The organism is Xanthomonas campestris pv. campestris str. ATCC 33913, assembly GCF_000007145.1.
Lineage (GTDB): Bacteria > Pseudomonadota > Gammaproteobacteria > Xanthomonadales > Xanthomonadaceae > Xanthomonas > Xanthomonas campestris.
Genome location: NC_003902.1, coordinates 4,606,582 through 4,631,127 on the forward strand (window position 1 = coordinate 4,606,582; position 24,546 = coordinate 4,631,127).

At 65.9% G+C, this 24,546-nt stretch carries 26 protein-coding genes, 1 tRNA gene, 1 other RNA gene and 1 pseudogene; 19 read left to right on the plus strand and 10 right to left on the minus strand.

Annotated features, from left to right (window positions below):
* Positions 1 to 48 precede the first annotated feature (48 nt).
* From XCC_RS20075 to XCC_RS20085, 3 genes are read right to left on the minus strand one after another with little or no spacing between them, the layout of a single operon-like run.
* Entirely contained in the window at positions 49 to 219 is a 171-nt protein-coding gene (locus XCC_RS20075; RefSeq protein ID WP_154727132.1) for a hypothetical protein, read from the minus strand.
* Between the two features lie 13 nt (positions 220 to 232).
* Positions 233 to 1,354, minus strand: a complete 1,122-nt coding sequence (locus XCC_RS20080) for a fatty acid desaturase family protein (RefSeq protein ID WP_011038953.1) — start codon at positions 1,352 to 1,354, stop codon at positions 233 to 235.
* Between the two features lie 9 nt (positions 1,355 to 1,363).
* Positions 1,364 to 2,440, minus strand: a complete 1,077-nt coding sequence (locus XCC_RS20085) for a ferredoxin reductase (protein ID WP_029629068.1) — start codon at positions 2,438 to 2,440, stop codon at positions 1,364 to 1,366.
* Between the two features lie 93 nt (positions 2,441 to 2,533).
* On the opposite strand from XCC_RS20085, the gene fabR reads away from it, so the two are divergent.
* The 6 genes from fabR (at position 2,534) to XCC_RS20115 (ending at position 8,694) form a co-directional block, all read left to right on the plus strand.
* Complete coding sequence (fabR, locus tag XCC_RS20090) at positions 2,534 to 3,181, plus strand: HTH-type transcriptional repressor FabR (RefSeq protein ID WP_011038955.1); 648 nt, start codon at positions 2,534 to 2,536, stop codon at positions 3,179 to 3,181.
* Between the two features lie 375 nt (positions 3,182 to 3,556).
* On the plus strand, positions 3,557 to 4,216 hold the full coding sequence (locus tag XCC_RS20095; RefSeq protein WP_011038956.1) for a UdgX family uracil-DNA binding protein: 660 nt from the start codon (positions 3,557 to 3,559) through the stop codon (positions 4,214 to 4,216).
* 654 nt (positions 4,217 to 4,870) lie between these two features.
* A tRNA-OTHER gene (locus XCC_RS20100) sits at positions 4,871 to 4,938 on the plus strand.
* A 358-nt stretch (positions 4,939 to 5,296) separates the two neighbouring features.
* Complete coding sequence (locus XCC_RS20105; protein ID WP_011038957.1) at positions 5,297 to 6,418, plus strand: slipin family protein; 1,122 nt, start codon at positions 5,297 to 5,299, stop codon at positions 6,416 to 6,418.
* A 57-nt stretch (positions 6,419 to 6,475) separates the two neighbouring features.
* Positions 6,476 to 7,696: an RtcB family protein gene (locus tag XCC_RS20110; RefSeq protein ID WP_043877838.1), complete on the plus strand. Its 1,221-nt coding sequence runs from the start codon at positions 6,476 to 6,478 to the stop codon at positions 7,694 to 7,696.
* 200 nt (positions 7,697 to 7,896) lie between these two features.
* A complete protein-coding gene (locus XCC_RS20115) occupies positions 7,897 to 8,694 on the plus strand; it encodes a hypothetical protein (protein ID WP_011038959.1) in 798 nt (265 codons plus the stop codon).
* A 153-nt stretch (positions 8,695 to 8,847) separates the two neighbouring features.
* On the opposite strand, the gene XCC_RS20120 is transcribed toward XCC_RS20115, so the two are convergent.
* The 4 genes from XCC_RS20120 to XCC_RS22170 form a co-directional block, all read right to left on the minus strand.
* Positions 8,848 to 8,922: non-coding RNA, sX9 sRNA (locus XCC_RS20120), on the minus strand.
* Between the two features lie 61 nt (positions 8,923 to 8,983).
* Positions 8,984 to 9,853, minus strand: coding sequence for an alpha/beta hydrolase family protein (locus tag XCC_RS20125; protein ID WP_011038960.1), 870 nt, complete (start codon positions 9,851 to 9,853; stop codon positions 8,984 to 8,986).
* On the minus strand, positions 9,853 to 10,965 hold the full coding sequence (locus tag XCC_RS20130; RefSeq protein WP_016944609.1) for a DUF3182 family protein: 1,113 nt from the start codon (positions 10,963 to 10,965) through the stop codon (positions 9,853 to 9,855). The genes XCC_RS20125 and XCC_RS20130 overlap by 1 nt, the downstream gene beginning before the upstream one ends.
* 81 nt (positions 10,966 to 11,046) lie before the next feature.
* Positions 11,047 to 11,211, minus strand: coding sequence for a hypothetical protein (locus tag XCC_RS22170; protein WP_012439478.1), 165 nt, complete (start codon positions 11,209 to 11,211; stop codon positions 11,047 to 11,049).
* Positions 11,212 to 11,630: 419 nt separating this feature from the next.
* Between XCC_RS22170 and XCC_RS20135 the strand changes: the two genes are divergently transcribed.
* The 4 genes from XCC_RS20135 to XCC_RS20150 all read left to right on the plus strand — a co-directional run bounded on the left by XCC_RS20135 (position 11,631) and on the right by XCC_RS20150 (position 14,011).
* Positions 11,631 to 11,912 carry a hypothetical protein gene (locus XCC_RS20135; protein ID WP_014506262.1) on the plus strand — a complete coding sequence of 94 codons (282 nt, stop codon included), beginning with the start codon at positions 11,631 to 11,633 and terminating at the stop codon, positions 11,910 to 11,912.
* A gap of 42 nt (positions 11,913 to 11,954) precedes the next feature.
* Entirely contained in the window at positions 11,955 to 12,221 is a 267-nt protein-coding gene (locus XCC_RS20140; RefSeq protein ID WP_029217015.1) for a hypothetical protein, read from the plus strand.
* Positions 12,222 to 12,344: 123 nt separating this feature from the next.
* Positions 12,345 to 12,938 carry a DUF4142 domain-containing protein gene (locus tag XCC_RS20145; protein ID WP_011038964.1) on the plus strand — a complete coding sequence of 198 codons (594 nt, stop codon included), beginning with the start codon at positions 12,345 to 12,347 and terminating at the stop codon, positions 12,936 to 12,938.
* A gap of 182 nt (positions 12,939 to 13,120) precedes the next feature.
* A complete protein-coding gene (locus XCC_RS20150) occupies positions 13,121 to 14,011 on the plus strand; it encodes a TIGR01777 family oxidoreductase (protein WP_011038965.1) in 891 nt (296 codons plus the stop codon).
* 47 nt (positions 14,012 to 14,058) lie between these two features.
* Here the strand turns inward: XCC_RS20150 and XCC_RS20155 are convergent, their stop codons facing one another.
* Together XCC_RS20155 and XCC_RS20160 are read right to left on the minus strand one after the other, a co-directional pair.
* On the minus strand, positions 14,059 to 15,441 hold the full coding sequence (locus tag XCC_RS20155; protein ID WP_011038966.1) for an FAD-containing oxidoreductase: 1,383 nt from the start codon (positions 15,439 to 15,441) through the stop codon (positions 14,059 to 14,061).
* The gene (locus XCC_RS20160; protein WP_011038967.1) at positions 15,438 to 15,902 is read right to left on the minus strand and encodes a DUF4126 family protein; all 465 of its coding nucleotides are present in this window, start codon (positions 15,900 to 15,902) and stop codon (positions 15,438 to 15,440) included. Before XCC_RS20160 ends, XCC_RS20155 begins: the two co-directional genes overlap by 4 nt.
* Positions 15,903 to 16,165: 263 nt before the next feature.
* On the opposite strand from XCC_RS20160, the gene XCC_RS20165 reads away from it, so the two are divergent.
* The 4 genes from XCC_RS20165 to XCC_RS20180 all read left to right on the plus strand — a co-directional run bounded on the left by XCC_RS20165 (position 16,166) and on the right by XCC_RS20180 (position 19,154).
* The gene (locus tag XCC_RS20165) at positions 16,166 to 16,831 is read left to right on the plus strand and encodes a response regulator transcription factor (RefSeq protein ID WP_011038968.1); all 666 of its coding nucleotides are present in this window, start codon (positions 16,166 to 16,168) and stop codon (positions 16,829 to 16,831) included.
* Positions 16,828 to 18,036: a sensor histidine kinase gene (locus XCC_RS20170; RefSeq protein ID WP_043877839.1), complete on the plus strand. Its 1,209-nt coding sequence runs from the start codon at positions 16,828 to 16,830 to the stop codon at positions 18,034 to 18,036. Before XCC_RS20165 ends, XCC_RS20170 begins: the two co-directional genes overlap by 4 nt.
* A gap of 100 nt (positions 18,037 to 18,136) precedes the next feature.
* Complete coding sequence (locus XCC_RS20175; RefSeq protein ID WP_011038970.1) at positions 18,137 to 18,424, plus strand: hypothetical protein; 288 nt, start codon at positions 18,137 to 18,139, stop codon at positions 18,422 to 18,424.
* 67 nt (positions 18,425 to 18,491) lie between these two features.
* On the plus strand, positions 18,492 to 19,154 hold the full coding sequence (locus XCC_RS20180) for a DUF3313 domain-containing protein (RefSeq protein WP_011038971.1): 663 nt from the start codon (positions 18,492 to 18,494) through the stop codon (positions 19,152 to 19,154).
* Between the two features lie 222 nt (positions 19,155 to 19,376).
* Here XCC_RS20180 and XCC_RS20185 read toward each other — a convergent pair whose 3' ends face one another.
* Positions 19,377 to 20,156 carry a histidine biosynthesis protein HisIE gene (locus XCC_RS20185; protein ID WP_011038972.1) on the minus strand — a complete coding sequence of 260 codons (780 nt, stop codon included), beginning with the start codon at positions 20,154 to 20,156 and terminating at the stop codon, positions 19,377 to 19,379.
* A gap of 244 nt (positions 20,157 to 20,400) precedes the next feature.
* On the opposite strand from XCC_RS20185, the gene XCC_RS20190 reads away from it, so the two are divergent.
* The 5 genes and pseudogenes from XCC_RS20190 to XCC_RS20210 all read left to right on the plus strand — a co-directional run bounded on the left by XCC_RS20190 (position 20,401) and on the right by XCC_RS20210 (position 24,495).
* Positions 20,401 to 21,837: a Do family serine endopeptidase gene (locus XCC_RS20190; RefSeq protein ID WP_011038973.1), complete on the plus strand. Its 1,437-nt coding sequence runs from the start codon at positions 20,401 to 20,403 to the stop codon at positions 21,835 to 21,837.
* 115 nt (positions 21,838 to 21,952) lie between these two features.
* A complete protein-coding gene (locus XCC_RS20195) occupies positions 21,953 to 22,315 on the plus strand; it encodes a hypothetical protein (protein ID WP_011038974.1) in 363 nt (120 codons plus the stop codon).
* Positions 22,316 to 22,318: 3 nt separating this feature from the next.
* Positions 22,319 to 22,822 carry a phage holin family protein gene (locus tag XCC_RS20200; RefSeq protein WP_011038975.1) on the plus strand — a complete coding sequence of 168 codons (504 nt, stop codon included), beginning with the start codon at positions 22,319 to 22,321 and terminating at the stop codon, positions 22,820 to 22,822.
* Positions 22,819 to 23,196: pseudogene (locus XCC_RS20205) on the plus strand (hypothetical protein); the annotation flags it as partial. The gene XCC_RS20200 and the pseudogene XCC_RS20205, both read left to right, overlap by 4 nt.
* Positions 23,197 to 23,388: 192 nt before the next feature.
* On the plus strand, positions 23,389 to 24,495 hold the full coding sequence (locus XCC_RS20210) for an AI-2E family transporter (RefSeq protein ID WP_011038977.1): 1,107 nt from the start codon (positions 23,389 to 23,391) through the stop codon (positions 24,493 to 24,495).
* Positions 24,496 to 24,546 lie beyond the last annotated feature (51 nt).

The window sequence follows — 24,546 nt, forward strand, 5'->3', positions numbered from 1 at the left end:
ACCGCATGCACTCCAACGCAACCGCCCTTCCGTCCCGGCGACATCGCATCACATCGCGGTTCCAAGCAAAGCCGACAGCGATGGCGCGAGCCCTGCCACACCTGTTTCTGTTGTACGTGCCAACGAGCGCAGCTGCTCCTCAATACGGTCAGCCAAACAGTTGCGCACCCCACAAACATGATCGGCCTGCCGCACGCGCGACAGGCCGATCATCTGCATCAGGTCGCAAGCCTCAGGCGCGTTGCAGTGCGCCGTCGCTCTGGCGTACCGGTGCCGGGCGGCTCGGGAAGGCGTGCCGCACGATCCGCCACATCACCTGGCCGAACTGACGCGGCAGCGAGCCGGTGTTGTAGTGCTGGCCGTAGCGCGCGCAGATCTGCTTCACTTCGACCGCGATCTGCGCATAGCGATTGGCCGGCAGGTCGGGATAGAAGTGGTGTTCGATTTGATGGCTCAAGTTGCCCGACAGCACATTCATCAGCTTGCCGCCGGTAAGGTTGGACGAACCACGCAGCTGACGCAGATACCAGTGACCACGCGACTCGTTGCGGATCGATTCTTTCGGGAACACTTCCGCATCGGCGGTGAAGTGGCCGCAGAAGATGATCACGAAGGTCCAGATGCTGCGCAGCATGTTCGCGGCCAGGTTGCCCAGCAGCACGGTCAGGAAGAACGGGCCGGCCAGCAACGGAAACACGATGTAGTCCTTGAGCATCTGGCGGCCCATCTTGCGGCCGACCGGCAGGAACGACGCGCGCAATTCGGCGGCCTTCATCTTGCCGGCGAACCAGCGGCCCAGGCGCAGGTCCTGGATCGCCACGCCCCATTCGAACAGCAGCGCGAACACCACCGCGATGAACGGCTGCAGCAGGTAGAACGGGCGCCAGCGCTGCTCGGGGAAGATGCGCAACAGGCCGTAGCCGATGTCGTCATCCATGCCACGCACGTTGGTATAGGTGTGGTGCTTGAAGTTGTGGGTCTTGCGCCAGTTGTCGCCGGTGGCAACGATGTCCCACTCGTAGGTGTTGCCGTTGAGCTGCGGGTCGCCCATCCAGTCGTACTGGCCGTGCATGACGTTGTGGCCCAACTCCATGTTCTCCAGGATCTTGGACAGGGTCAGCAGCACCACGCCGACGATCCACGCCGGGATCAACACGCTGTGTACGAAGGCGCCCAGGAACAGCAGCGCCCGGCCGGCCACGCCGGTCCAGCGCACGGCCGCGACGATGCGGCGGATGTAGCGCGCGTCGGCGGCGCCGACCTGGGTCAGCACGCGGGCACGGACGGCATCGAGCTCGTCGCCGAAGGACTGCAATTCGGCGGCGGACAGGGCGCGGTTATGGACTCGGCTCATGAGGGTTCCTTACAGATCCAGGATCAGGTCGGTGCTGGCGGCGCTGATGCACAGGCGTACCTGTGCGGTGGGTTCGCTGCTGCGCTCGCCGGTCAGCAGGTGCCGCGTGGTGCCGGACTGGCGCGCACACGCGCAGCTGTTGCAGATGCCCATGCGGCAGCCGTGTTTGGGACGCAGGCCCTGGGCTTCCAGCCCTTCCAGCAGCGACTGGCCGCGCGAAAGGGTCAGCGTACGGCCGCTGCGTGACAGCTGGACCTGCACTTGGCCGGCTTCGCCGTCGTCCAGTACCGGCACGCTGAAGGCTTCGGCCTGGAATCGGGCAACACGGTCCTGCAAGCGCGCGCGCGCGGCCTGCACGAAACCGCCCGGCCCGCAGGCCATCACATGCCGGTCCTGCAGGGCGGTGACCTGCTCCAGCGGGAAGCTGTCGATCCGCGGCGCAGGTGCGGCGCCTTCGCGGGTGGTGAGCAGTTGCGCGCGCAGGCGTGGATGCGCGGCCGCCAGCGCTTCGAATTCGTCCAGAAAGCAGGCCTCGTCGCGCTGGCGCACCCAATACAGCAGGTCCACGTCCATCGGCATGCCTGCCGCAGCGGCGGCCTGCAGCAGCGCGCGCATCGGCGTGATGCCGCTGCCAGCTGCCAACAGCAACAGAGGTGCGGGCGTTGTGGGCAGCAGCATGTCGCCGAAGGCCGGATCCAGCGAGACCACCGCACCCAGCGGCGCCTCACCGGCCAGATACGTGCTGACCAGCCCGCCGGTGATCGCCTTGACGGTGATCGCCAGGCGGCCGTCGGCCAGCACCGTGGGGCTGTAGCTGCGCAGCAGGCGGCGGCCGTCGATTTCCACGCCGATGCTGACGTGCTGGCCGGCCTGCAGGCCCTGCCAATGCCCATTGGGCTGGAACAGCAAGGTCACTGCATCCCGGCTGGCTGGCGTGCGTGCGACCAGCCGCGCCATCGGGCGCTCCAGGGTCCACAACGGGTTGATCCGGGTCGCCCAGAAGTCGAACAGCTGGGGCGACACCAGCCGGCGCGCCAGGCGCGTGGGCAGCGGGGACTTGGGCATGCGAGCAGGAGCCGAGTTCATGGGGTGCACTATACGCACGCATGCACAGACGTGTATACAGTTGTATATCGACCAGAGGGGCTATGATTCAGGCCCACGCCCGGCTGCTGCCTCATGACCTCCATCGCCCTGCCATCCCACGACGCGCCGCCGTCACGCAAGCCGGCGATTTCACGCGAGGACCTGATCGCCGCGGCGTTGTCATTGATTGGCCCGCACCGCAGCCTGTCCACGCTGAGCCTGCGCGAAGTGGCCCGTGAGGCCGGCATCGCGCCGAACAGCTTCTACCGCCAGTTCCGCGACATGGACGAGCTCGCCGTGGCGCTGATCGATCTGGCCGGGCGCTCGCTGCGCACCATCATCGGCCAGGCACGGCGGCGGGCGACCTCCACCGACCGCAGCGTGATCCGGGTGTCGGTGGAAACCTTCATGGAACAGCTGCGCGCCGACGACAAGCTGCTGCATGTGCTGCTGCGCGAGGGTGCGGTGGGCTCGGATGCCTTCAAGCAGGCGGTGGAACGCGAGCTCAGCTATTTCGAAGACGAGCTGCGCGTGGACCTGATCCGCCTGGCCGCTGCCGATGGCGCCACGCTGCATGCGCCGGCGCTGGTCTCCAAGGCGATCACCCGGCTGGTGTTTGCGATGGGCGCCACGGCGATGGACCTGCCGCCGGAGAAAGATCCCGAGCTGGTCGAACAGATCTCGCAGATGCTGCGCATGATCCTCACCGGCGCACGCACGCTGGGCTCGCACGGCCACTGAGTTTGCGGGACGGCGGGTGATTCCTTGTCGGCACGCTGGAGTGCGTGCGCCATTGCCGCTGTGGTGCGCCACGGGTATCCCTGCGCGACTGCGTGCTTAGTCGCCTACAAACCGTTGATGCGTACTGGTGCATGCATTCAAGCGGCACCGCGACGCGTTGCTCACAGTGCGACCAGCTGTCGCGATTGGGCTGCGTTGAGCGCGCGCCCAGCGCGTCTCTCGCACGCCTGCCGAGGTCGCCGTTGCATCAATGGCCAAACACGCATGCGCACCGTCGCCACCCAGTGAGCATGCCCGCACATACCACTGCGTGATTCACGGCGTCTCGGCGGGCCGCGCCCTAGCGTCGGCTACCCGCTTGCCTTGCCGCTGCCCATGCCTGCGCACCGCATCCCTTCTGCGCCCACCACTCCATTGGCCAAACCGGTGGACACCGTGCCCAGCGGCACCTTGACCGCGCTGCGAGCGCAGGCACAGGACTGCCGTCGCTGCGATCTCTGGAAGCCGGCCACTCAGGTTGTATTTGGCGCCGGCCCTGCCCGCGCGCCGTTGATGATCATTGGCGAACAGCCCGGGGACCAGGAAGACCAGCAGGGCCGCCCGTTCGTGGGCCCGGCCGGCCAGTTGCTGGGCACGCTGATGGCCGACGCGGGCCTGGATCCGGCGATGGCCTACGTCACCAACACGGTCAAGCATTTCAAGTTCGTCCCGCGCGGCAAACGCCGGCTGCATCAGCGCGCCACTGCCGGCGAACAGGCCGCGTGCCGGCCATGGTTGGCCGCCGAACTGTTGCGGGTACGCCCACGCATTGTGCTGGCGCTGGGCGCGATGGCGGCGCAAACCCTGTTCGGTAACGCGTTTCGATTGACCACCGAACGCGGGCAATGGCGCGCGCTGGATGGCCGCACCACTGCGCTGGCAAGCTGGCACCCGTCCGCCATCCTGCGCATGCGTGAGCCCGATCGCACCGCCACGCGCGCGCTGCTGCGAGAGGATCTGGCCCAGGTCGCGGCCGCACTGGATAACCTCCGATGATGCCCGGAGATAATCGGCTCGATTATTTTTTTGCATAAAGTCCTTGCACAATAAAAACAACACGGGTAATGTTCGCGCCCTCGGCAGGTACGTCCTGCACTTTTTGGATTCCCGCGCAGATGACCATTCATCTCCCCAGCAAACAGGACCGACTGCAACGCGCCAACCGCGTTCCGCAGACGCGTGTCGCCGTGCTGGCAGCGCGGATGCACACCTTCGATTGATCTTCAGCCACAGGAGATCGGTCACCCGATCTCCGAGGCTTGCGAACGCCCTCGGATGCTGCATCCGGGGGTTTTTTCGTTATGCGTTCGCTCAACAGGTTCGTGCGGCTGATCGCCAAAGACACCCGGGCAGGGAACGCCCGGCAACACGGAAGTTGCAGTGCTGCGAGGCGCGCAAGCGCTGTGCCCAGGTGTCGGGCACGGGCGGCAGACGATCATGCGTACACATGGATTATCGTTCCTAAAGAACGGTAATCAGAAACGATGCAGAACGGTTTCCAGCGGTCTGGAGTTTATTCCAGCTGGTGTGCGCGGCGTGCCGTGGCATATACCGGAAACCCCGATGCAGTTTCTGACACCGGATGTCGGCTCCTGGTAGGAGCGGTGGCGTCAGCCACAGGGTCGGTTCGATTCCGGCACATCCACCACTGGATAGCTCAGTTGGGTAGAGCAGCGGATTCACCTCCGTGAGTCGCGGGTTCGAATCCCGCTCCACCATGACCTTTCACGTCATGCACCACGGGACGCATGTCCCAACTCCAGGAAACGCCCTTGCCTGGTGTAAGCGCACACCCGTGCGCGGCCACCAGACAGCGGCGCTGTCGCCGGGCCTGTGGCCTGACGCTGCCTTCCCTGCAGTGCGCCTGGCTGTGCGGTTCGCCGTGTTGGTCATGCGCGGTGCGGCGGCAGCGCCAGCCCACCGTGCTCCGCCACCGCGCTGTCACGGGCGTTTCCTTCTTTTTCTTGCTTGCGCCGCGTTGCATCGGCAATGGCTTCGTCCCGGTTCCGATCCGGGGAACGAGGCGTGCGTGTGTGCCCGGATCGGATCACCAGAGCCAACCCAAGGAGACATGCCATGTTCTGGACCAAGAAGGTCGTGATCGGTGACGGCGACCGCGGCCTGGTGTATCGCGACCGGCGCTTTGCGCGCCTGCTCATGCCCGGCGTTTATCGCCTGTTCGACCCGTTGCATCGCCTGACCATCACGCTGCATGCGGTGGGCAATGGCGCCCCGGTAGGGGCCGAGGCCGAGCGGCTGATCGAGGCGCTGGGCCCGCAGCTGGAGACGCACTGCGTGCTCGCCGACATCGGTGCGCACCAGGTCGGCCTGCTGCTGCGCAACGGCGTCCTCGACGGCGTACTGCCGCCGGGTTCGCGCACGCTGTACTGGCGTGGGGCCACCCCCGTGTCCGTGCAGGTGCTGCCGCTCAGCGATGGGCTGCAGGTGCCAACGGATGTGCAGCGCCGGCTGCGCCAGCTCGGCACACTGTCGAAGGTGGCGAGCTGCGTTGAGGTGCCGGCCGATTCGGTCGGCCTGGTCTCGGTGGATGGCACGCTCGCACCACCGCTGCCACCCGGGGCGTATGCGTTCTGGAATTTCCAGAACACCGTGGTGACCGAAGTGGTCGACCTGCGCGTGCAATCGGTCGAAGTCTCCGGCCAGGAGCTGCTGACCCGCGACAAGGTGTCGTTGCGGGTCAACCTGGCTGCCAGCATGCGCATCACCGATGCGGTGGCCATGCGCACCCGCGTGGCCAAGGCCGGTGATTTGCTGTATCGCGAACTGCAATACGGGCTGCGCCGTGCGGTGGCCAGCAAGACGCTGGACGAGTTGCTGGGCGACAAGGCATCGCTGGACGCCGACATCGTGGCGCATGTGCGTAGCAGCGTGCACGGCTTCGGCATCGAAGTGCTGGGCGTGGGCGTCAAGGACGTGATCCTGCCCGGCGAGATGCGCGCCATCCTCAATGCCGTGGTGCAGGCAGAGAAGCAGGCGCAAGCCAATGTGATCCGCCGGCGCGAAGAAGCCAATGCCACGCGTTCACTGCTCAACACTGCAAAGTTGATCGAGGAAAGCAGCGTGCTGATGCGGTTGAAGGAACTGGAGGCCTTGGAAAAGGTCACCGAAAAGATCGACACGCTCACCGTGTTCGGCGGCCTGGATGGCGTGCTGAAGCAGCTGGTGACGCTGCGCTGATGATCGTCGTGTGCGGTGGACGGATCCGCCGCGCACGGCCCCAAAGGAATGAGAACAATGAACACACACACCTACGAATTTCTGCATGCCGATGGCACCTCCACGCCGATCAAGGGCTGGGTGCGCGGCGTACCGCTGGAAGAACAGGCGCTTGCACAGCTGCGCAACATCGCCGCCGTACCCTTTGTCGGGCCGTGGGTGGCGGTGATGCCCGACGTGCACCTGGGCAAGGGCGCAACCGTGGGCTCGGTGATCCCGACCCGCGGCGCCATCATCCCGGCTGCGGTCGGGGTGGACATCGGCTGTGGCATGGCCGCAGTGCGCACCACGCTGCGTGCCAAGGATCTGCCCGACAACCTGGCCCAGCTGCGCTCCAGCATCGAGCGCAGCGTGCCGGTGGGCAATGGCCGTGGTGGCGAACACCGTAACCTTCCGGACAGCATCGCCACGCGCATTGCACAGTCCGGGCTGGTGCAGCGCCTGGAGGCGATCAAGCAGACCCATCGGCGCATCCGTACCGACAAGCTGGAGTGCCAGATCGGCACGTTGGGCGGTGGCAATCACTTCATCGAGATCTGCCTGGACGAAACCGATGCGGTCTGGGTGATGCTGCACAGCGGCTCGCGTGGCACCGGCAACCTGATCGGCACCTATTTCATCGAGCGGGCGCGTGAGCAGCTGGCCAACCGCGTGCTGGGCTTTCATTTGCCCGACAAGGACCTCGCATTCTTCATGCAAGGCGAGCCGTTGTTCGATGAGTACGTGGAAGCGGTGTCGTGGGCGCAGGATTACGCCCGCGAAAACCGCGAGGCGATGATGGCGCGGGTATTGGCGGAAATGCGCCACCGCCTGCCGAAGTTCCAGCTGGAAAAGCTGGCGGTGAACTGTCACCACAACTACGTGCAGAAGGAAACGCACGGCGGCGAGGAACTGTTGATCACCCGCAAGGGCGCAGTCAGTGCGCGCACCGGCGAGCTGGGCATCATTCCCGGCAGCATGGGTACGCGTAGCTACATCGTGCGCGGGCTCGGCAACGCGGAGAGCTTCCACAGCTGCAGCCATGGTGCGGGCCGGGTCATGAGCCGGACCGCCGCGCGTCAGCAGATCACGCTGGCGCAGCACCGCGAAGCAACTGCGCATGTGGAATGCCGCAAGGATGCGGCGGTCATCGACGAATCGCCGGCGGCGTACAAGTCGATCGACGCCGTGATGGCCGCGCAGCAGGATCTGGTGGAAGTGCTGCACACACTGCGCCAGGTGGTGTGCATCAAGGGGTGAGCGAGGGCCGCGCAAGCGGCCCTTTTTCATTGCGCGCGCGAAGGCAGCGAACTCATCCGGGTCTGCGCGTGCACAGTTCAGTCATGTCGTGGCCGCACTCACATCCACGCACACACGTTTCACTCCTGCGACGCCATCGTGACGCCACATTCGCGGACCTGCAGTATCAGGACGCGTCCTTGAAGCAACCCGGAGGCGACATGCACAGCTACGACAAGCAGGAACGCAAGGCAGAAGCGCAAGATCTCAACCGCGACCCGATCTCCGGCACGCCCGGCTCCCATCCGGTGGGCGTGGGCGTGGGCGGCATTGCCGGTGGTGCGGCCGCAGGCGCGCTGGCGGGCACGGTGTTTGGCCCGCTGGGCACGCTGATCGGCGCCGCAGCAGGTGTGGTGGCTGGCGCTGCCGCCGGCAAGGGCGTCGCCGAACGGCTAGACCCCACGGTGGAAACCGAATACTGGCGCCAGGAGCATCGCAACCGCCCTTACTACAAGGAAGGCACCGACTACGATCGCGACTACGCCACCGTTTACGGATTCGGCCTGCAGGCGCGCGAAACCCGCCCCACCAGCACCTGGGAAGAGACCGAAGCCACGCTGGCAGGCGAATGGCCGCGCAACCGCGGTGAATCGCGTCTGGAGTGGGACGAAGCCCGTTTGGCCTCGCGTGATGCCTGGGACCGTGCGGATCGCACTCACACCGTGTATCGCGACAACGACACCCACTACCAGAGCCGCTTCGACAGCGTGGGTTACCGCGAAGCCGATTACTCCTACGATGACTATCGCCCTGCGTACCGCTATGGCATGCAGGCGCGCCAGCAACACGCCGGCCGCCAATGGGATGACCATCTGGAACGCGACCTGGGCGACGGCTGGGACCGCTTCAAGGCGGATTCGCGCCTGAGCTGGGAAAAAGCCAAGCATGCCGTGCGCGAGGCCTTCGACTCGGATCGTCACGACGGCTCGGTGCGGCACACCGATGACACCCGTCTCTAAGGGAGCGCGCTACGTGTAGCGCAATGCGTTGCACGCGGATGGCTAACAACAACGGGCCCAGTGGGCCCGTTATTGTTTTCAAGTCTTGCGAGCCTGTCTTGCTGCGCGGCAACGCGCGTGTTTTGACCCGCCTCGGCAAGTGCAGCTTAGAGCGGCTAACAAAACGTAGCGAGCAGTCGTCAGGTGGGTGCGCACGGCGCGGAGGAACCGGAATGTACGTGGGTACATGCCGATTCCGAGCACCGGCCGCGCCCGCCTGACGGCTGCGCAGTCGTTTTGATAGCTGCTCTTATGCCGACGTCTTTTCCACCGCACGAATATCGCCACGAAATTCGCGCGAACCCTGCCCCGGCAACGACACCGCATCGCCCTGCTGTTCCTTGAGCAACTGCTTGCGTGCGGCCACCACTTCCTTGGCCAGTGCGATGCGACGCCCCACCACCATCTCGGTCAGCCAATCGATCAATGCACGGGTGTATTCCTGCTGATGCTCTTTCACGCTCAACGCATGATCGGCACCGGCAATGACACGCGAGGTCAGCGAGCGCGCATTGGTGAAGGCATCTGCATAGTTGCGCATCACCGGATGCGGCACGATCACATCGTTCTCGGCCTCCACCAGCAACACGTCGCCCTTGTATTGCGCGCACGCGGCAAGCGCCAGATTGTCGCCGGGCGCAAGCGCACGCCGGCGATAGTCCATCAAGTCCGGGTCGGCATTCAGGCTCACTTTCGGCTGATCCCAATGCGCATCCTTGTAGAGCGCAGGCGAGCGCAGCGCCAGCCATTCCACCGGGCGCTCGCGCGTGAGCAAGGCCGAGAGATACCCCCCATAGCTCAAGCCCACCACCGCAATCGAATGCGCATCCACATACGGCAGGCTTGCCAGCTGATCGTAGGCGGCCTTGATATCGTCCAGGTTCTGCGCACGCGTCACGCTCTGGCGCATCGAGGCATAGCCTTCGTGGCCGCGTAGATCGAAGGTCATGCAGATGCAGCCCAGGCCCACGGCTTCGCGCGCGCGCACCAGGCTGTGATGCTGGCTGCCACCCCACCCGTGCACGAACAACACGCCCGGCATGCCGGTGGGCGTGAGCAAGGTGCCACTGAGTTCATCCTGGCCAACGGGGATTTCGATGCTGGATAGTTTGGCTTCCATCAGTCCGTAGACACCCTCCGGTATTTGATGCGCGGCCCGGGCCCGGGCCGCTGCGCGCGGTAGTAGATCTGTGCATCGTCCGGCGCGTCGCCCTCATACAGTTCATGCGTGGAGGCGGTCACCCACTGCAGCGCCGGGTCCTGCTGAAAGCTGGCAATGGCAGCGAGCTCTGCCGGCGTGGCCCCACCGACGCGCCAGGATTGCTCCAGCACACCACAGACCGGGCCGGCCTGCGCGTCCTGTCCACTCACCACATCGTAATTGCGACGCGAGATCTGCAACGCAGGATACGCGGCAGTGATGAATCGATCGTACATGCAGGCCTGCGCGACCACCTGTTTTTCAAGCGGGGGCAACGCGCTGGCGGCAAGCGCTTCGAGCGAGCCGCGGTAGACGCGCAAGCTGGAACCGCCATACACCTCTGCACCATTGCCATCGCGCACGCTGCATTGAGTGCCGTAGTAGGCGATCTGGATGCCGCCGATGCACAGCTCGCCCACGCTATGGGTGTGCGGCTGCACCACGTTGCGCTCCAGCACCGCGCCATGGGTGGCGAGATACGCAGGCGGCAAGGCGTCCAATGCGGCATCCAGCTGCGCGGCATCGTCGATCCGCCACTGGCCGTTGCCACCCACACCGGTGGGAAGTTTCAATCGCACGCCACCACCTTTACGCAACGCCGCTGCTGCCTGCGTGGCATCTGCACGCGAGAACACCGTGTACCCCGGCAACGTGGCGGGCATCAAGGCCATGGCCAGGGCTTGATTCCAACCGTCCACACGCTGCGCCGCCTCGGTAATCAACGGATGGCCGATGACCTTGGTGGCCAGAAAGGGGTAAGGCACCACGCCGCCCAATACGTCACGCGTGTCCTGGATGCCCAGCGTGCGTGCTTGTGCAATGGTCAGGGTTTCGTCGGGGATATGCAGCGTAGATGGCTGCTCGCGGCCATCCTTCTGAACGCGCTCATTGCTCTCTGCGTGCACGTTGCGCACGCCCAGCAGACGCGCCACTTCCGCGCACACCCAGGCATGGGTGGCACGCTCGTGACCATCGTGAGGTACGTCGCGCAGCGTGTGCCCCAGCACCTGCCGGTAGTGCGTGTGTTGCATGGCATTCCCCTCATGGCAGGTTGTCACTGGCGTGATGCACGCATCGCATGCCATGCCCCGCTGTCTACCGCGCCGTGTCTGCTACTTCAGCAGCAGGTAGAACCCGAACACGATCAGCAGGACAACGACCAGGCTGACCAACATGCGCCCGCCACGTAGCTCCAACAGGGCGTGCCACCAGACGCGTGCTTCGGGGGTGCCGCTTGCGTGATGCGGCTTTGAACTGCGGTTATCGCTGTCCTGCATCCTGAGTGCTCTCTCCATCGCTCCAAGCGTCCACCTTAACGATCAGACGTTACACAGGTGTGGAGCGGTTCAGAATCTTCCGTGAAATGACGCAGTGCGCGCGCCATTTCGCACAATCAATGCAGGCAACCCGACGCTGTTGCTCCACCGCGCGCAGTGCGCAGTTCAGCGATGCGCCGTAACGTGGCTGCAATCGGCACTGAAACGCCGCAGTGCCTGGTGGAAGGTGCGGCACATGTGCACGCAAGGTGTTCGCAGGTGAGTTGCGTTGGCACGCTGTGCAGGCGCGGCGCAAAAAGCTGACTAATTAAGCAAACCCTGGCAAACGCAGCGCTGAATTGTCGCGTTCGATGATCATTTGTTGACATACCTGCAGTTACTCTGCGCGTCAAGTTTGTTTAACCCGGAACATGCAAGTCATGAGCAGAGATCCCTCCGTCATCGATGTACAAGCCGAAATCGCGCATTGGCAGGCGCGGCATGCCCAAGGCAATCTCGGCGCCGGCAAGTTCAGCGAATTGTCGCCGGTTGTGAAGATGGCCTGCGACATCTATCTGCAGGCACCGCGTTCCAGCGACCAGGAACGTTTGAGGCTGTTTCGCGACCGTCTGGAACATCACTTCATTTCGTCGAGCACGCAGTCGAACTACGAACAGTTGGCCACTGACTGCTGGCAGCGTCTGGGCAATCGCACAAGTTGATCGCAATCGTTGAGCAAGACCTGTAATCCAATGGAGATCGTCATGAAAACCCCGTATCAAGTGCAGCAGGAGCTGGAACGACTGGAGCGGCTGGTGCCGCACATCATCAGCGACCAGGGCGACCGCGCGGAGGAGATCCTTGGCTTCCATGTAGCCAGTTTGTTGGGCAGTGCACCGGCAAGCGAACACGCGCTGATCCGTGAGCGCACCGCGCACATGGCGCGGATGTGCCGGACCGGGCAGGCTGCAGCACGTGCACCTGTACGACCTCTGGGCATGCAACCCGTCGCCCAGCCGCAGTGGGCCTGATCCATGCGACACCGGAGCCGCTCAGCGGCTCCTTTGCATTTAGAGCAGCTATCAAAACTACTGGGCAGCCGCTCTTATAGGCCCATCGACGGCCGCCGCCATTCCCCCGCTTCCAGGACTTTCATGAAACTCACGCTTATTGCTGCTTCGTTGTTGGCCATGCTCTCCCTCAGCGCCTGTGATCGCCCCGGTGGCGACGCCTCGCGGACCGCGCCGGCCGTTTCGCCCGAACCCACGGCTGCCCCGGTGAGCGGCACTGGCGCAACCGAGTTGGCCAAGGGCGACGGCGGCGCGCTGGGCGTGCTTGCGGCGATCGACGAGAACGAAATCGCATTGGCCAAGCAGGCCATCGCACAGGATCTGGGCGGCGCCAACGACGAATTCGCCAAGCAGATGCTGCACGACCACGAGGCCAATCTGGAAAAGACCAAGGCCCTGGGCGCAACCGATTCGCCGCGCGCCGATGCAATGCGCGCCAAAGGCAAGGCCGCGGTAGACGCACTGGAAAAGACGCTCACCCTGCCGGACGGCAAGGACGCGTACCGCAACGCCTTCATGCGCACGATGGTCACCGACCACGCCGACACCATCAAGATCCTGGATGCGGAGCTGATCCCGGCCGCGGAGACCGACCCGGTCAAGGCGCACCTGGAAGAAACCCGCCGCGTGGTTTCGGCGCATTTCGAGCGGGCGCATTCGGTGTCGTCTTCGCGCTGACGCGCCAGGCGGTACCTGCATCACGACGCGCCGGCTTGTCCGGCGCGTTTGCGTTTCAGGCGTGCAGCGTTTCTCGTGCAGCGCGCAGCCGCAGTCACAAACACGCCCCCGCACGGCTTCACTCCACTCGCGCCCGCCATCGCCTATGGTGCGGCATCGATACGGCGCACTGGAGCCTGGCAATGCATCTGCTCATCACTGGCGGCACCGGTTTCATCGGCCAGGCACTGTGTCCGGCGCTGCTGGAGGCCGGCCACCAGGTCAGCGTGCTGACCCGCGACCCGACGCGCGCGGCGCGCACACTCCCCGGCGTGACCACGGTCGCCACGCTCAGCAACAGCTTGCGCGCCGATGCGGTGATCAACCTGGCCGGCGAACCGCTGGCCGCCGGGCGCTGGACCGACGCGCGCAAGCAGCGCTTTCGTGCATCGCGGATCGGCACCACCGAGCAGCTACACACCTGGATCGCCCAGCAGCCGGCCGAACAACGCCCGCACGTGCTGGTGTCCGGCTCGGCGGTGGGCTATTACGGCGAACGCGGCGACGCGGTACTGACCGAGGCCGATGGGCCGGGCGATGACTTTTCTGCAGCGCTCTGCCGCGACTGGGAAGCCGCGGCCATGGTGATTGCCGCGCTGGGCCCACGCGTGAGCTGCGTGCGCACCGGCATTGTCCTGGACCGCGATGGCGGCGCGCTGGCGCGCATGCTGCCGGCATTCCAGCTGGGCGGCGGCGGGCCGTTCGGCAAGGGGCGGCACTGGATGAGCTGGATCCATCGCGCCGACATGGTGGGCCTGCTGCAATGGCTGCTGGAGCACGGCCAGGCCGGCGCCTACAACGCCACCGCACCGACGCCGGTGACCAACGCAGAATTCGCGCGCAAGCTGGCAAGCACGCTGCACCGCCCCGCGCTGCTGGCGTTGCCGGCCGGTGTGTTGCGACTGGGCTTTGGCGAAATGGCCGATCTGCTGCTGGTCAGCCAGCGCGTGCTGCCGCAACGCGCGCTCGATGCGGGCTTTCAGTTCCAGTACGTGCGCCTGGACGCGGCCTTGCGCGCCATCCTGCAGCACTGAGCGCGCGTACGCGGCCACACGCGGCACCCAGCAGTGGGCGTCGCGCGTTACTGCGCAGGGGCCAGCGCGCGCGCCAGGGTCGGCCAGAGCTCGGAGACTGTTGGGTGGATCGGCACCGCCCATTCCAGGGTGTCGATCGGCTGGTCGGCGTTGATCAGGTCGATGATGCCGTGGATGGCTTCATCGCCGTGCAGACCCAGAATTGCGGCGCCCAGCACGCGCCGGGTCTGCGCATCGGCGACCAGTTTCATCATGCCGATGGTTTCCCCGTTCTCGCGCGCACGCCCCACCTGCTGCATCGGGCGCTGCGCCACCAGCAAGGGCCGCCCGCTGGCACGCGCCTGGGTTTCGCTCATGCCCACCCGGCCCAACGGCGGGTCGGTGAACAGCGCATAGGCCGGCACCCGCTGGCTGAGCCGGCGCTCGGCACCGTCGAGCAGATTGGCGGCCAGGATCTCGTAATCGTTGTAGGCGGTGTGCGTGAACGCGCCGCGGCCGTTGCAGTCGCCCATCGCCCACACGCCGGGCACGTTGGTGGCCAGTTGCATGTCGACCTGCACATAGCCTTGCGCATCGGTGGCGATGCCGGCGGCCTCCAGGCCCAGATCGTCGGTGTTGGGCTGCCGCCCGAGGGCCAGCAGCACGTGGCTGGCCACGATCTGCGGCGCGCCCTGCGCGCACTCCAGTTGCACGGCCGCACCGTCGGCATGCGCCGCGAAGGCGATGCAGCGCGCGTCGGTGCGCACCGCGATGCCCTCGTCTTGCAACATCTGGGCGATGGCCTCGGAGATGTCGGCATCCTCGCGCCCGATCAGGTGCGCGTGCTGCTCCACCACCGTGACCTGCGCCCCCAGGCGGCGAAAGATCTGCGCAAATTCCAGGCCGATGTAGCTGCCGCCGATCACCACCAGATGCTGCGGCAACGTGCGCAGCTGCAGGATCGAGGTGTTGTTCAACGGACTGATCTGATCAAGCCCGGGCAGCTCCGGGGTGCGTGCGCGTCCGCCCACGTTGAGGAAGATGCGCGGTGCACCGAGTTCTTGCGCGCCCACGCGCAGCCGATCCGGCGCGACAAAGCGGGCATGGCCACGGATCAGCTGCACACCCGGCGTCTGCGCCAGCCACTGCTCCACGCCGGTGCGCGCCGCATCGCTGATCGCGTGCGCACGCGCCATCACCTGCGGCAGGTCGACCTCCACCGGGCCGGCAATGCGCACGCCATAATCCCCCGCGCGCCGGGCCAGGTGCGCCACGCGCGCGCTCGCCACCAGGGTCTTGGTCGGCATGCAGCCGGTATTGACGCAGGTGCCGCCCACCAGGTGCCGCTCGATCACCGCCACCCGCTGGCCCCGTTCGGCCAGGCGTACCGCCAGCGACGGGCCGGCCTGGCCCGCGCCCACCACGATGGCGTCGTAGCGCGTGGCGGTCATGGCAGCAGCACCAGGGCCACACCGCCCAGCAGCAGCGCGAAGCCGTCTTCGAGCAGCCCGGCGGGACGGTCGCGCCCCAGCCGCTGTGCCACGGCGGCGCGTGCCGCAGCGCCGCCATAGGTGCCCAGCACCGCACCAATCACACCGGCCGCTGCGCCGAGCATCCACTGCCCGGCCTGCAGGCCAATCGCCCCGCCGCACAGCGCACCGCTCAGCAGCCGGGTCAGGAACTGCACCGGGACCTTGCGGCTGGGTGTGTTGGGCAATTGGTCGGTGATCAGCTCACCCAGCGCCAGCAACGAGACGACCCAGGGGGTGTAGCGCCAGCCCAGCCAGCCCAGCGGCGTCCCGGCCAGGTGCACGTGGCCCAGGGCCGCGGCCCAACTGAGCAGGGCGGGCGCCAGCATCGCGCGCAGCCCGGCCACCACACCCAGCAACCACGCAGCAGGGAGAAGGTCCATGCAACCACTCCTCGTGAAATCAGCGGGATGCCGCGTCGGGGCGAGCCAGGCTCGGACACGGCCGCGATCGCCGCGAGTATAGGCAGCCCAGGCGCCCTCCCTTGCGGCTGAGCCCGTTACTGCGCACGTCGATACCACTGGCCGGGCCGCCCCTGGTCGGCTGCCCGGGTTGCCCGCGGTGGCGATGCACTAATATTTGCCTAACGACCACAACCGACAGTGCTGCGGAGATCGGACTGGCCCCAGTGCCCGGCGGACCCACCATGCACCTGCTCCTTGTTGAAGACGACACCATGCTTGCCGACGCCATCTACGACGGCGTCCGCCAGCAGTCCTGGACCATCGACCATGTCGGCACCGCCGCTGCGGCCAGGACCGCGCTGGTGGAACACCACTACACCGCGGTGTTGCTGGACATCGGCCTGCCGGGCGATTCCGGGCTCACGGTGATCCGCTACATGCGTGGCCATTACGATGCTACCCCGGTGATCGCGCTGACAGCGCGCGGCCAGCTCACCGACCGCATCCGCGGGCTGGATGCCGGCGCAGACGACTACCTGGTCAAGCCGTTCCAGTTCGATGAACTGATGGCACGCGTGCGCGCCATCGCCCGGCGCAGCCAGGGCCGCGTGGTGCCGTTGCTCACCCAGGGCGAAGTGTCGGTGGACCCGAGCAGCCGCAAGGTCACCCGCAACGGCAAGTGGGTCGCATTGAGCGCGCACGAATACCGCCTGCTGCTGGCCTTGATGGAGCGCGCCGGGCGCGTGGTCACCAAGGACCAGCTCGAAGAAGGCGTGTATGGCGGCCCGTCCGAAGGCGGCAGCAACATGATCGCGGTCTACGTGCACCAGCTGCGGCGCAAGCTCGGCGACGAGGTCATCAGCACCATCTATGGCCAGGGCTACATGATCGGCCAGGCGCCCGAATGAGCTCCCTGCAGGCGCGCATGCTGGCGACGCTGGGGGCAATCGTGGTGCTGAGCTGGGCAGCCTCGATCTGGATCATCGTGGCGCTGATGTTCCATGGCAAGGACAGCGCACTCGAACACGAACTCACCCATTTCGGTGCGCAGCTGCTGGCGGCGCTGCCGGACCCGATCGAACGCCAGATCGCCACTGTCGATGCAGCGCATCTGCGTGCCAGGCGCAATGCCCGCACCCATGACCAAGCTGCCGCCGATGCCGAATCGCCCCGCGCCGAACTGGAACGCACGCTCACCGCGATCGTGCTCAATACCAGCCAGCTGGCGATCCTGGGCCTGCTGATGTGGCTGGCGGTGCGCACCTCGCTGCGCCCGCTGCGCGCCATCTCGCACGCCATCGCCCAACGCAAGGGCCTGGACATGGAGCCGCTGCCCTTGCAGCAGGTGCCCGATGAAATCCGCCCACTCGTGACATCGTTCAACACGTTGCTGGCACGCGTGGAAAAGGCCGTGCAAGCCGAACGCGATTTCGTTGCCGACGCCGCACATGAGCTGCGCACACCACTCTCCGCACTGCACGCCTACGCCGAGGTCGCCCTGCGCGCCACCACGCTGGAAAGCAAGGACGCCGCGCTGCAGCGCCTGCTGGAAACCGCACGCCGCAGTAATCGCCTGGCCGAACAACTGCTGGATCTGGCCCGGCTGGATGCCGGCATCAGCTCGGCGGCGTATCACCAGGTGGAAATGGCCGAACTCATCACGCATGTACTGGACGAATTCAGCGTGCAGGCCGAGGCACGCCATATCAATCTTCAGGTGGAAGCCGCACCGTGCGTGCTGCGCTGCGACGTGGACGCGGTAGGCATCCTGATCCGCAACCTGGTCGACAACGCCATCCGCTACGGGCGCCTGCACGGCACGGTGGAAGTGAGTTGCGGGTATTGCCTGCGCGCAGATCAGCTGCATCCGTTTGTGCAGGTCAGCGACGATGGCCCCGGCGTGCCAGAGGACGCCCGCGCCGCGATTTTCGAGCGGTTTTACCGTGTTTCCGGCAACGCAGTGCAAGGCAGTGGCATCGGGTTGTCGCTGGTGGCCGGCATTGCACGACTGCACGAGGCGCGCATTGAAACCTACGAAGGCGGCGACGGCCGTGGTCTGTGCGTCCGCGTGCTGTTCCCCGCCGGCACCACCAGCGGCCCCGCTGCGCGCTGAACACGCAAGCACGCACGGCGCCCTCGGCGCGCGCACCAATACCGTCCCAAACAGTGCTGCCTACAGTGCCTGGAACCGCTCGCATCCAGGATGCACGCCCATGTTCCACTCCATCCGTTCTACCCCGCCCGCTCCCGCTCCGCTGGTGCTGCACGTCCCCGCAGTTGCCGCCAACGATAGTGCGCCGGCCGCCACCACCGGCATGCACGCGGCACCGCCGTATCGCTGCCCCCGCACCGGCATCTGCAATCGCGACATCTGGAGTGCGCTGCCGGACATCCGCAGCACGCGCGACGCGCGTCGCCTGCAGCACCGCCACTGCGGGCTGCTGTGCCTGGCGGCCACTGGTGTGCTGGTGATGGCTGCGTGCCGGTTGCTGCTGCATTGAATCCGCGTGCCAGCCGCGCTGGTGCTGCTGATCCATTCGTTGTCTCCTTCCAATCAAGTACCCCTGTATGTCGAGCTCTCCTGTTGTTCGCTGGTGCGCAATGGCATCGGTCGTCCTGCTGTTATGCAGCTGCGCCAGCACACGGCCACTGCCGTATAGCCAGTTGCCCTCGTCGAGCTATCTGCGTCCGCATGACGGGAGCCGCGGCGACCGCATGCCCTACGCGTATCAAGGCGATGCGAACTGGAGCCGCTACCGCGCCGGGATCGTGGAGCCGGTCAGCATCTATCGCGGACCGGATGCGCAGTTCGAAGACGTACCCGAGCAGGACAAGCGCATGCTGGCCGAGTACATGCAACAGGAATTCAGCGGCGCCATCACCCAGCGCTGGCAACGCGCCACCACGCCCCTGGCCGACACCGTGCGCATCCGCATCACCCTCACCGGTGCCAAGCCCAACAAACGGGTGATCGGCACCATCATGAAAGTGGATATCGGTGGCGGCTCCTACAACGCGGTGCAGGCCGCACGCGGCAAGGAAGGCGCGTTTTCAGGCTCGGTCAGCTACGCGGTGGAAATCTTCGATGCGCAGAGCAATCGCCTGCTGGCCGCCTACGTCGAGAAGCAATATCCAAGCGCCTTGAACATCAAGGCCAGCCTGGGCGCATACGACGCCGCCAAGGCCGGCATCCGCAAAGGCGCCGACCAGTTTGTGCAAGGCCTGCAGTGAGTGATGCCGTGACTGCGCTGCGCTGCGCAGCGCGAGGCGGCTAACGTCGACGGCGGCCTGCGCAGATGCAGTGGCGTGCCGCATTCAAACGTAGCGCTTACCTAGGCTCCGCGGCCGATGTGCGCGCAGCGTCTTGCACACCGATCAATTGGTGCGCCGCTGTCACCGCCGCCATTGACAATGAAACCAGGCCGGCGCTACTGCAGCGCCGGCCCGTGGTTTTCAGCGCGTGCCGCGCGGAAGGGCCTTCTTGACTGCGGCCTTGCGCGCAACGCTGTTCTTGGCCACCACGCGCTTGGCCGGCGATGCGCTGGCGGTGGCGGCTTTCTTCAGTGGCGCCTTTTTCACCGCCACCTGCCGGGTGGCGGTCTGCTTGGCCGCGGGCGCCTTCTTGGCGATCTTCTTGGCGATCGCCTTCTTCACCGCTACCGACTTCACCTGCGCCTTCTTGGCGGCCGAACGCGTGCCGGCCGTGGCAACCGCCGCCTTGCGCGCAGCCTTGCTGGCAGCGGTCTTGGTGCTCAGTGCCGCCGCTTCGGCCTTGGCATTGGCCTTGGCGGTTTCCAGCTTCAACTTGGTAGTGGCCTTGGTGCTGGCGATCTTCTGCTTGGCCGCGGCCTTGGTAGTGGCAATCTTCTTCTTCGCCGTGGCGGTGGTGCCAGCGATCTTGCGCTTGGCCGTGGCCGCGGTGGTTCCGATCTTGTGCTTGGCTGCCGCCGTGCCGGTCTCGATCGACTGCCGGGTCTTGGCCACGCTGCGCTTCACCGCGCTGGCGGCGGCGCCGGCTTTCTTGACCACGCGTTTTTCGACCTTGACCACGGCCTTGCGCGCCTTGCTGACACGCTGCTTGACCTGCGTCACCGCGCCATCGGCGGCGTCCTGCACGCTGGCGAACGCGTCACTGGTGGTGCTGGCGATGCTCTGCCCCAGTTCGGTGGCCGTACTTTTCACGCTGTCGACGGCGTCGGACAGGGTTGCCGTCACACCATTGCCATTGCTCATAAGCCCTCCTTCGGGGCGTCAGTGTGGAAACCCGAGGCGGTGCGCACAGGCACGCCGTATTGCTGAATGTGGGGCCGTTCGAGCGGACGCTACGCCGGGCTCAAGCGGCTGTCAACGCAATGCCCACAAGGCCTGCGCGCGACTTTCACCAGCGGTTAAATCGCGCACTGGCATCTTCGTTCAGCTTGATTTACGCAGTCAGACGCCCTATTCCTCTTCCACCGCGTAACCCGGAATCCGTTGCATGCGACCGCTGCCCACCCTGCTGTCCCTTTCGCTGGCCGCCGCGTTCGGCGGTTTCGCTGCCAGCGGCATCAATGCCTGGCTGGACAACCGCGCCGAAGCGGCGCCCACTGCCGGTGCGGCGTTTACGCTGCCCACCGCCGCCACGTTGCCGGCGGCGGTCGCCGGGCAGCCGGTGCCCTCACTGGCGCCGATGCTGCAGCAGGCCATGCCGGCAGTGGTGAGCGTCAACACCAAGCAGGTGGTGCGGGTACGCAACCCGTTCTTCAATGATCCGATCCTGCGCCGGCTGTTTCCGGAAATTCCGCAGGACCGCATCAACGAGTCGCTGGGCTCGGGGGTGATCATCGATGCGCAAAAAGGCTATGTGCTGACCAACCACCACGTCATCGAAAACGCCGACGACGTACAGGTGACGCTCGGCGACGGGCGCACGGTCAAGGCCGATTTCATTGGCTCCGATGCCGATACCGACATCGCGCTGATCCGCATCAAGGCCGACAACCTCACCGACATCAAACTGGCTGACAGCAACGCCTTGCGCGTCGGCGACTTTGTGGTGGCGATCGGTAACCCGTTCGGCTTCACCCAGACGGTCACCTCGGGCATCGTGTCGGCGGTGGGCCGCAGCGGCATCCGTGGGCTGGGCTACCAGAACTTCATCCAGACCGATGCGTCGATCAACCCCGGCAATTCCGGCGGTGCGCTGGTCAATCTGCAGGGCCAGTTGGTCGGCATCAATACCGCCAGCTTCAACCCGCAAGGCAGCATGGCCGGCAACATCGGCCTGGGCCTGGCGATCCCGTCCAACCTGGCGCGCAACGTGGTCGAGCAATTGGTGACCAAGGGCGTGGTGGTGCGCGGCACGCTTGGCCTGGAAACCCAGAACCTGACCCAGCAAATGCTGCAGGGCCTGGGTGTGGATTCGCTGCGCGGTGCGCTGGTGACGCGCGTGCTGCCGGGTTCGGCCGCGGCAGCGGCTGGCGTGCAACCTGGTGATGTGATCGTGGCAGCCAACGATCAACGCGTGGACAGCGCGCAGGCGCTGCACAACTACGAAGGCCTGCAGGCAGTAGGCAGTGCGGTCACGCTGGACATCCGCCGCGACGGCAAGCCGCTCAAGCTCAAGGCCACCTTGAAGGAACAGGACCGCACAGTCACCGGCGACATGCTCGACCCGCGCCTGGGCGGCGCCACCTTCGTGGATCTGCCCGAATCGCTGCGCCAGTCCGGTGTCACCGGGGTCATGGTGAGCGAGGTCAAACGCGGCGGGCGCGCGGCTGCCAACGGGCTGGTGAGCGGCGATGTGATCGTGGCCAGCAGCGTGGGCGAGTTCGCCGACCTGGCCAGCTGGCGGGCCAATTTCCAGCGCAAGCCGCAACAGCTGGTGCTACGCATCCTGCGCGGAAACGCCCAGTACGACGCGCTCATGCGTTGATCCGGCGTGCACTGGCGAGCGCCTGCCCTAACACCCCCTACACCCTGCCGATGCTATTGCTACCGCACGACCGCACGCTTTCGCGGCTGCCCTCAACGACCGTAGGAGATATCGCATGAGCCCCACCAATACCGAACAGCTGAAGGACAACCTGAGCGAAGCCGGCACCCATCTGAAGTCCGCCGCCAGCGCAGCAGGTGAAGCGGTCAAGGGTGCCACCAGCGCCGCGGGCGATGAGCTCAAGCTGGGCCGTGCCAACGTCAAGGCCGAACTGTCCGACACCGCGCTTGCGGGCATGGCCGCTGCCGAGTTCGGTGGCGCCGCTGCCAAGGAACAGATGGACGTGCTGGTCAGCAAGGGCAACGACCTGCTCGACAGCGCCACCGACCTGATCCGCGAGCGTCCGCTGGCCGCCTTTGGTGTGGCATTTGCTGCTGGCTGGATCATCGCCAAGCTGGCCCGTAGCAACGACAACTAAGTCGTGAGCGATCAGGCCTCTACTGCTGGCGGCCCGGACACGCACGACGCACGTCCGGAAACGCCAGGATTGGACGAAAGCGTACGTCAGGTCGGTGCTGCCGGCCGGGCGACGCTGGGATCGGCCAGAGACACCAGTCGCGCCTTGCGCCGGCTGGTGTCGGCCGACCTGCAACTGGCACGCAGCGCCTTTGGCCGCGGCCTGGCCTGGGCATGTGTGGCGGTGGTGTTTGGCGCCTCGTCCTGGTTGCTGCTGGCCGGTGCCATCATTGCGCTGCTGCAACGGGCAGGGCTGTCGTGGTTCCAGGCAATGTTCTTCACCGCGCTGGCCAGCCTGCTGGTCACTGGCCTCGCCGCATGGCGGGTGTTCTTCTACTTCGATCACACCGGCATGAATGCCACGCGTCGACAACTGGTGCGCCTGGGCATCTTCGATGACGGCAATGACGATGAGACCGGCCCGACCTCGCCGGCAGCGCCATCGTCCACAACCGGAGGCCGCCCATGAAATTCGGCGCCATGCGTCATCGCGTTGAACGCGCCGAACTGCTGGTCGAAGGCCGCAGTGACGAAACCCGCCAGCATTGGGCGGAGCTGCGTCAGGCCTGGACCAGTGGCTGGTCACCGGTGCGGATTCTGGTCGCCGGTTTCGGACTGGGCTTTGTCGTCGGCCGCAACGAACCCCAGGCTGCACTGGGCAGCATTGCCAGCAAGTTGGGCGGCATCCCCAAGATCCTGCAGATGATCAGCACCATCTCGGCGCTGTTTACCGCGCACCGCGCGCAGGAAGCGTCCGAGCAGGCCGAACGCGCTGCCGACAACGCCGAAGAAGTTGCCGCCGACAACAGCGCAGGTGCCGCCATGGGCCCGGTGCCGGTGGACGAACGCACGCTGGCCACGGCAACCGTGGCGCCAGCCCAGGCGACCTACCCGCGTGGCGCACCGCCCGCGGCAGAGGCCGCTACCGAGCTCTCCGAGCATTGAATTCCCGCGCACAGTTCTGTGCGCGGCGTTGACACGTTCTGCTGATAATGGCCCACCGCCGGCACCTCGCCGGCTGCTGCCAGGGCGCGCATGAACTTCCCCGTTGACTCACTGGATGCCGCCGAACCGGCAGACTCGCTTCCGCCACCACCGGCGCCACGCCCGCGTGCACCCGCCTCGTTGGTGGTGTTGGCCACGCTGGCAGTGGGCTACACGCTCTGGGCCGCGCAAACGATCATCCTGCCGGTGATGCTGGCGGCGTTTTTCGCGCTGATCGGTAATCCCATCCTGCGCGGTCTGCGCAAGCTGTACATCCCGCGCTTTCTCGGCGCCTTGATGATCCTGTGCCTGGGCCTGGCCGGCACCGTGGCACTGGCTGCGCAATTGGCGGGCCCGGCGGCCGAGTGGGTGCAGCAGGCACCGCGGCAGATGCGCCAGATCGCCCGCGATGTGCGCGACTTCACCAAGCCGGTGCAGCAGGCCAATCAGGCGGCGGAAAATTTTGCCCGCGCCGCTGGCGGTGAAGGCGCACGCGGCATCCAGATCGTGCGCACGCAGCTGGATGACCCGTACAAATCACTGACCCGCACACCCAAGCTCGCCGCCTCGGTGCTGGCGGTGGTGCTGCTGACGTTCTTCTTCATGGTGTATGGCGAGAGCCTGCAACGGCATGCGATTGCCTTGCTGCCCAATCGTCAGCAACAACGCTTCACCACCGAAATCATGCTGGACATCGAGCGCGAGGTCTCGCGCTATGTGCTCACCATCAGCGTGATCAATATGCTGGTGGGTCTGGTATTTGCCGGCATTTTGTACGTACTCAAGATTCCGCTGCCCGAAGCGCTGCTGTGGGGCACCGTGGTGGCGCTGCTGAATTTCGCGCCGTACGTGGGCCCGCTGATCGGCGTGATGCTGATGTTGCTGATGGGCTTTGTGGAATTCCGCACCACGTTGTCTTCGCTGCTGCCGGCCATTCTGTATCTAGCGCTGCATACCATCGAAGGCCAGGTGGTCACCCCGATCGTGCTGGGCCGGCGCATGGCGATCTCGCCACTGATGTTGATCCTGGCGTTGATGCTGTTTGGCTGGCTCTGGGGCATGGTCGGCCTGCTGCTGGCGGTGCCGCTGCTGGTGTGCATCAAGATGGTGCTCAGCCGGGTGGAAGGCATGCAGCGCTGGGCGCGGTTGTTGGAGTAGCCGGGAATCGGGAATCGGGAATCGGGAGTTGGGAATCGGGAATCGCAAGAG

Coding starts and splice junctions, on each gene's coding strand:
- XCC_RS20075 (WP_154727132.1), bottom strand. CDS start 219: ATGCAGATGATCGGCCTGTCGCGCGTGCGGCAGGCCGATCATGTTTGT.
- XCC_RS20080 (WP_011038953.1), bottom strand. CDS start 1,354: ATGAGCCGAGTCCATAACCGCGCCCTGTCCGCCGCCGAATTGCAGTCC.
- XCC_RS20085 (WP_029629068.1), bottom strand. CDS start 2,440: ATGAACTCGGCTCCTGCTCGCATGCCCAAGTCCCCGCTGCCCACGCGC.
- fabR (WP_011038955.1), top strand. CDS start 2,534: ATGACCTCCATCGCCCTGCCATCCCACGACGCGCCGCCGTCACGCAAG.
- XCC_RS20095 (WP_011038956.1), top strand. CDS start 3,557: ATGCCTGCGCACCGCATCCCTTCTGCGCCCACCACTCCATTGGCCAAA.
- XCC_RS20105 (WP_011038957.1), top strand. CDS start 5,297: ATGTTCTGGACCAAGAAGGTCGTGATCGGTGACGGCGACCGCGGCCTG.
- XCC_RS20110 (WP_043877838.1), top strand. CDS start 6,476: ATGAACACACACACCTACGAATTTCTGCATGCCGATGGCACCTCCACG.
- XCC_RS20115 (WP_011038959.1), top strand. CDS start 7,897: ATGCACAGCTACGACAAGCAGGAACGCAAGGCAGAAGCGCAAGATCTC.
- XCC_RS20125 (WP_011038960.1), bottom strand. CDS start 9,853: ATGGAAGCCAAACTATCCAGCATCGAAATCCCCGTTGGCCAGGATGAA.
- XCC_RS20130 (WP_016944609.1), bottom strand. CDS start 10,965: ATGCAACACACGCACTACCGGCAGGTGCTGGGGCACACGCTGCGCGAC.
- XCC_RS22170 (WP_012439478.1), bottom strand. CDS start 11,211: ATGCAGGACAGCGATAACCGCAGTTCAAAGCCGCATCACGCAAGCGGC.
- XCC_RS20135 (WP_014506262.1), top strand. CDS start 11,631: ATGAGCAGAGATCCCTCCGTCATCGATGTACAAGCCGAAATCGCGCAT.
- XCC_RS20140 (WP_029217015.1), top strand. CDS start 11,955: ATGAAAACCCCGTATCAAGTGCAGCAGGAGCTGGAACGACTGGAGCGG.
- XCC_RS20145 (WP_011038964.1), top strand. CDS start 12,345: ATGAAACTCACGCTTATTGCTGCTTCGTTGTTGGCCATGCTCTCCCTC.
- XCC_RS20150 (WP_011038965.1), top strand. CDS start 13,121: ATGCATCTGCTCATCACTGGCGGCACCGGTTTCATCGGCCAGGCACTG.
- XCC_RS20155 (WP_011038966.1), bottom strand. CDS start 15,441: ATGACCGCCACGCGCTACGACGCCATCGTGGTGGGCGCGGGCCAGGCC.
- XCC_RS20160 (WP_011038967.1), bottom strand. CDS start 15,902: ATGGACCTTCTCCCTGCTGCGTGGTTGCTGGGTGTGGTGGCCGGGCTG.
- XCC_RS20165 (WP_011038968.1), top strand. CDS start 16,166: ATGCACCTGCTCCTTGTTGAAGACGACACCATGCTTGCCGACGCCATC.
- XCC_RS20170 (WP_043877839.1), top strand. CDS start 16,828: ATGAGCTCCCTGCAGGCGCGCATGCTGGCGACGCTGGGGGCAATCGTG.
- XCC_RS20175 (WP_011038970.1), top strand. CDS start 18,137: ATGTTCCACTCCATCCGTTCTACCCCGCCCGCTCCCGCTCCGCTGGTG.
- XCC_RS20180 (WP_011038971.1), top strand. CDS start 18,492: ATGTCGAGCTCTCCTGTTGTTCGCTGGTGCGCAATGGCATCGGTCGTC.
- XCC_RS20185 (WP_011038972.1), bottom strand. CDS start 20,156: ATGAGCAATGGCAATGGTGTGACGGCAACCCTGTCCGACGCCGTCGAC.
- XCC_RS20190 (WP_011038973.1), top strand. CDS start 20,401: ATGCGACCGCTGCCCACCCTGCTGTCCCTTTCGCTGGCCGCCGCGTTC.
- XCC_RS20195 (WP_011038974.1), top strand. CDS start 21,953: ATGAGCCCCACCAATACCGAACAGCTGAAGGACAACCTGAGCGAAGCC.
- XCC_RS20210 (WP_011038977.1), top strand. CDS start 23,389: ATGAACTTCCCCGTTGACTCACTGGATGCCGCCGAACCGGCAGACTCG.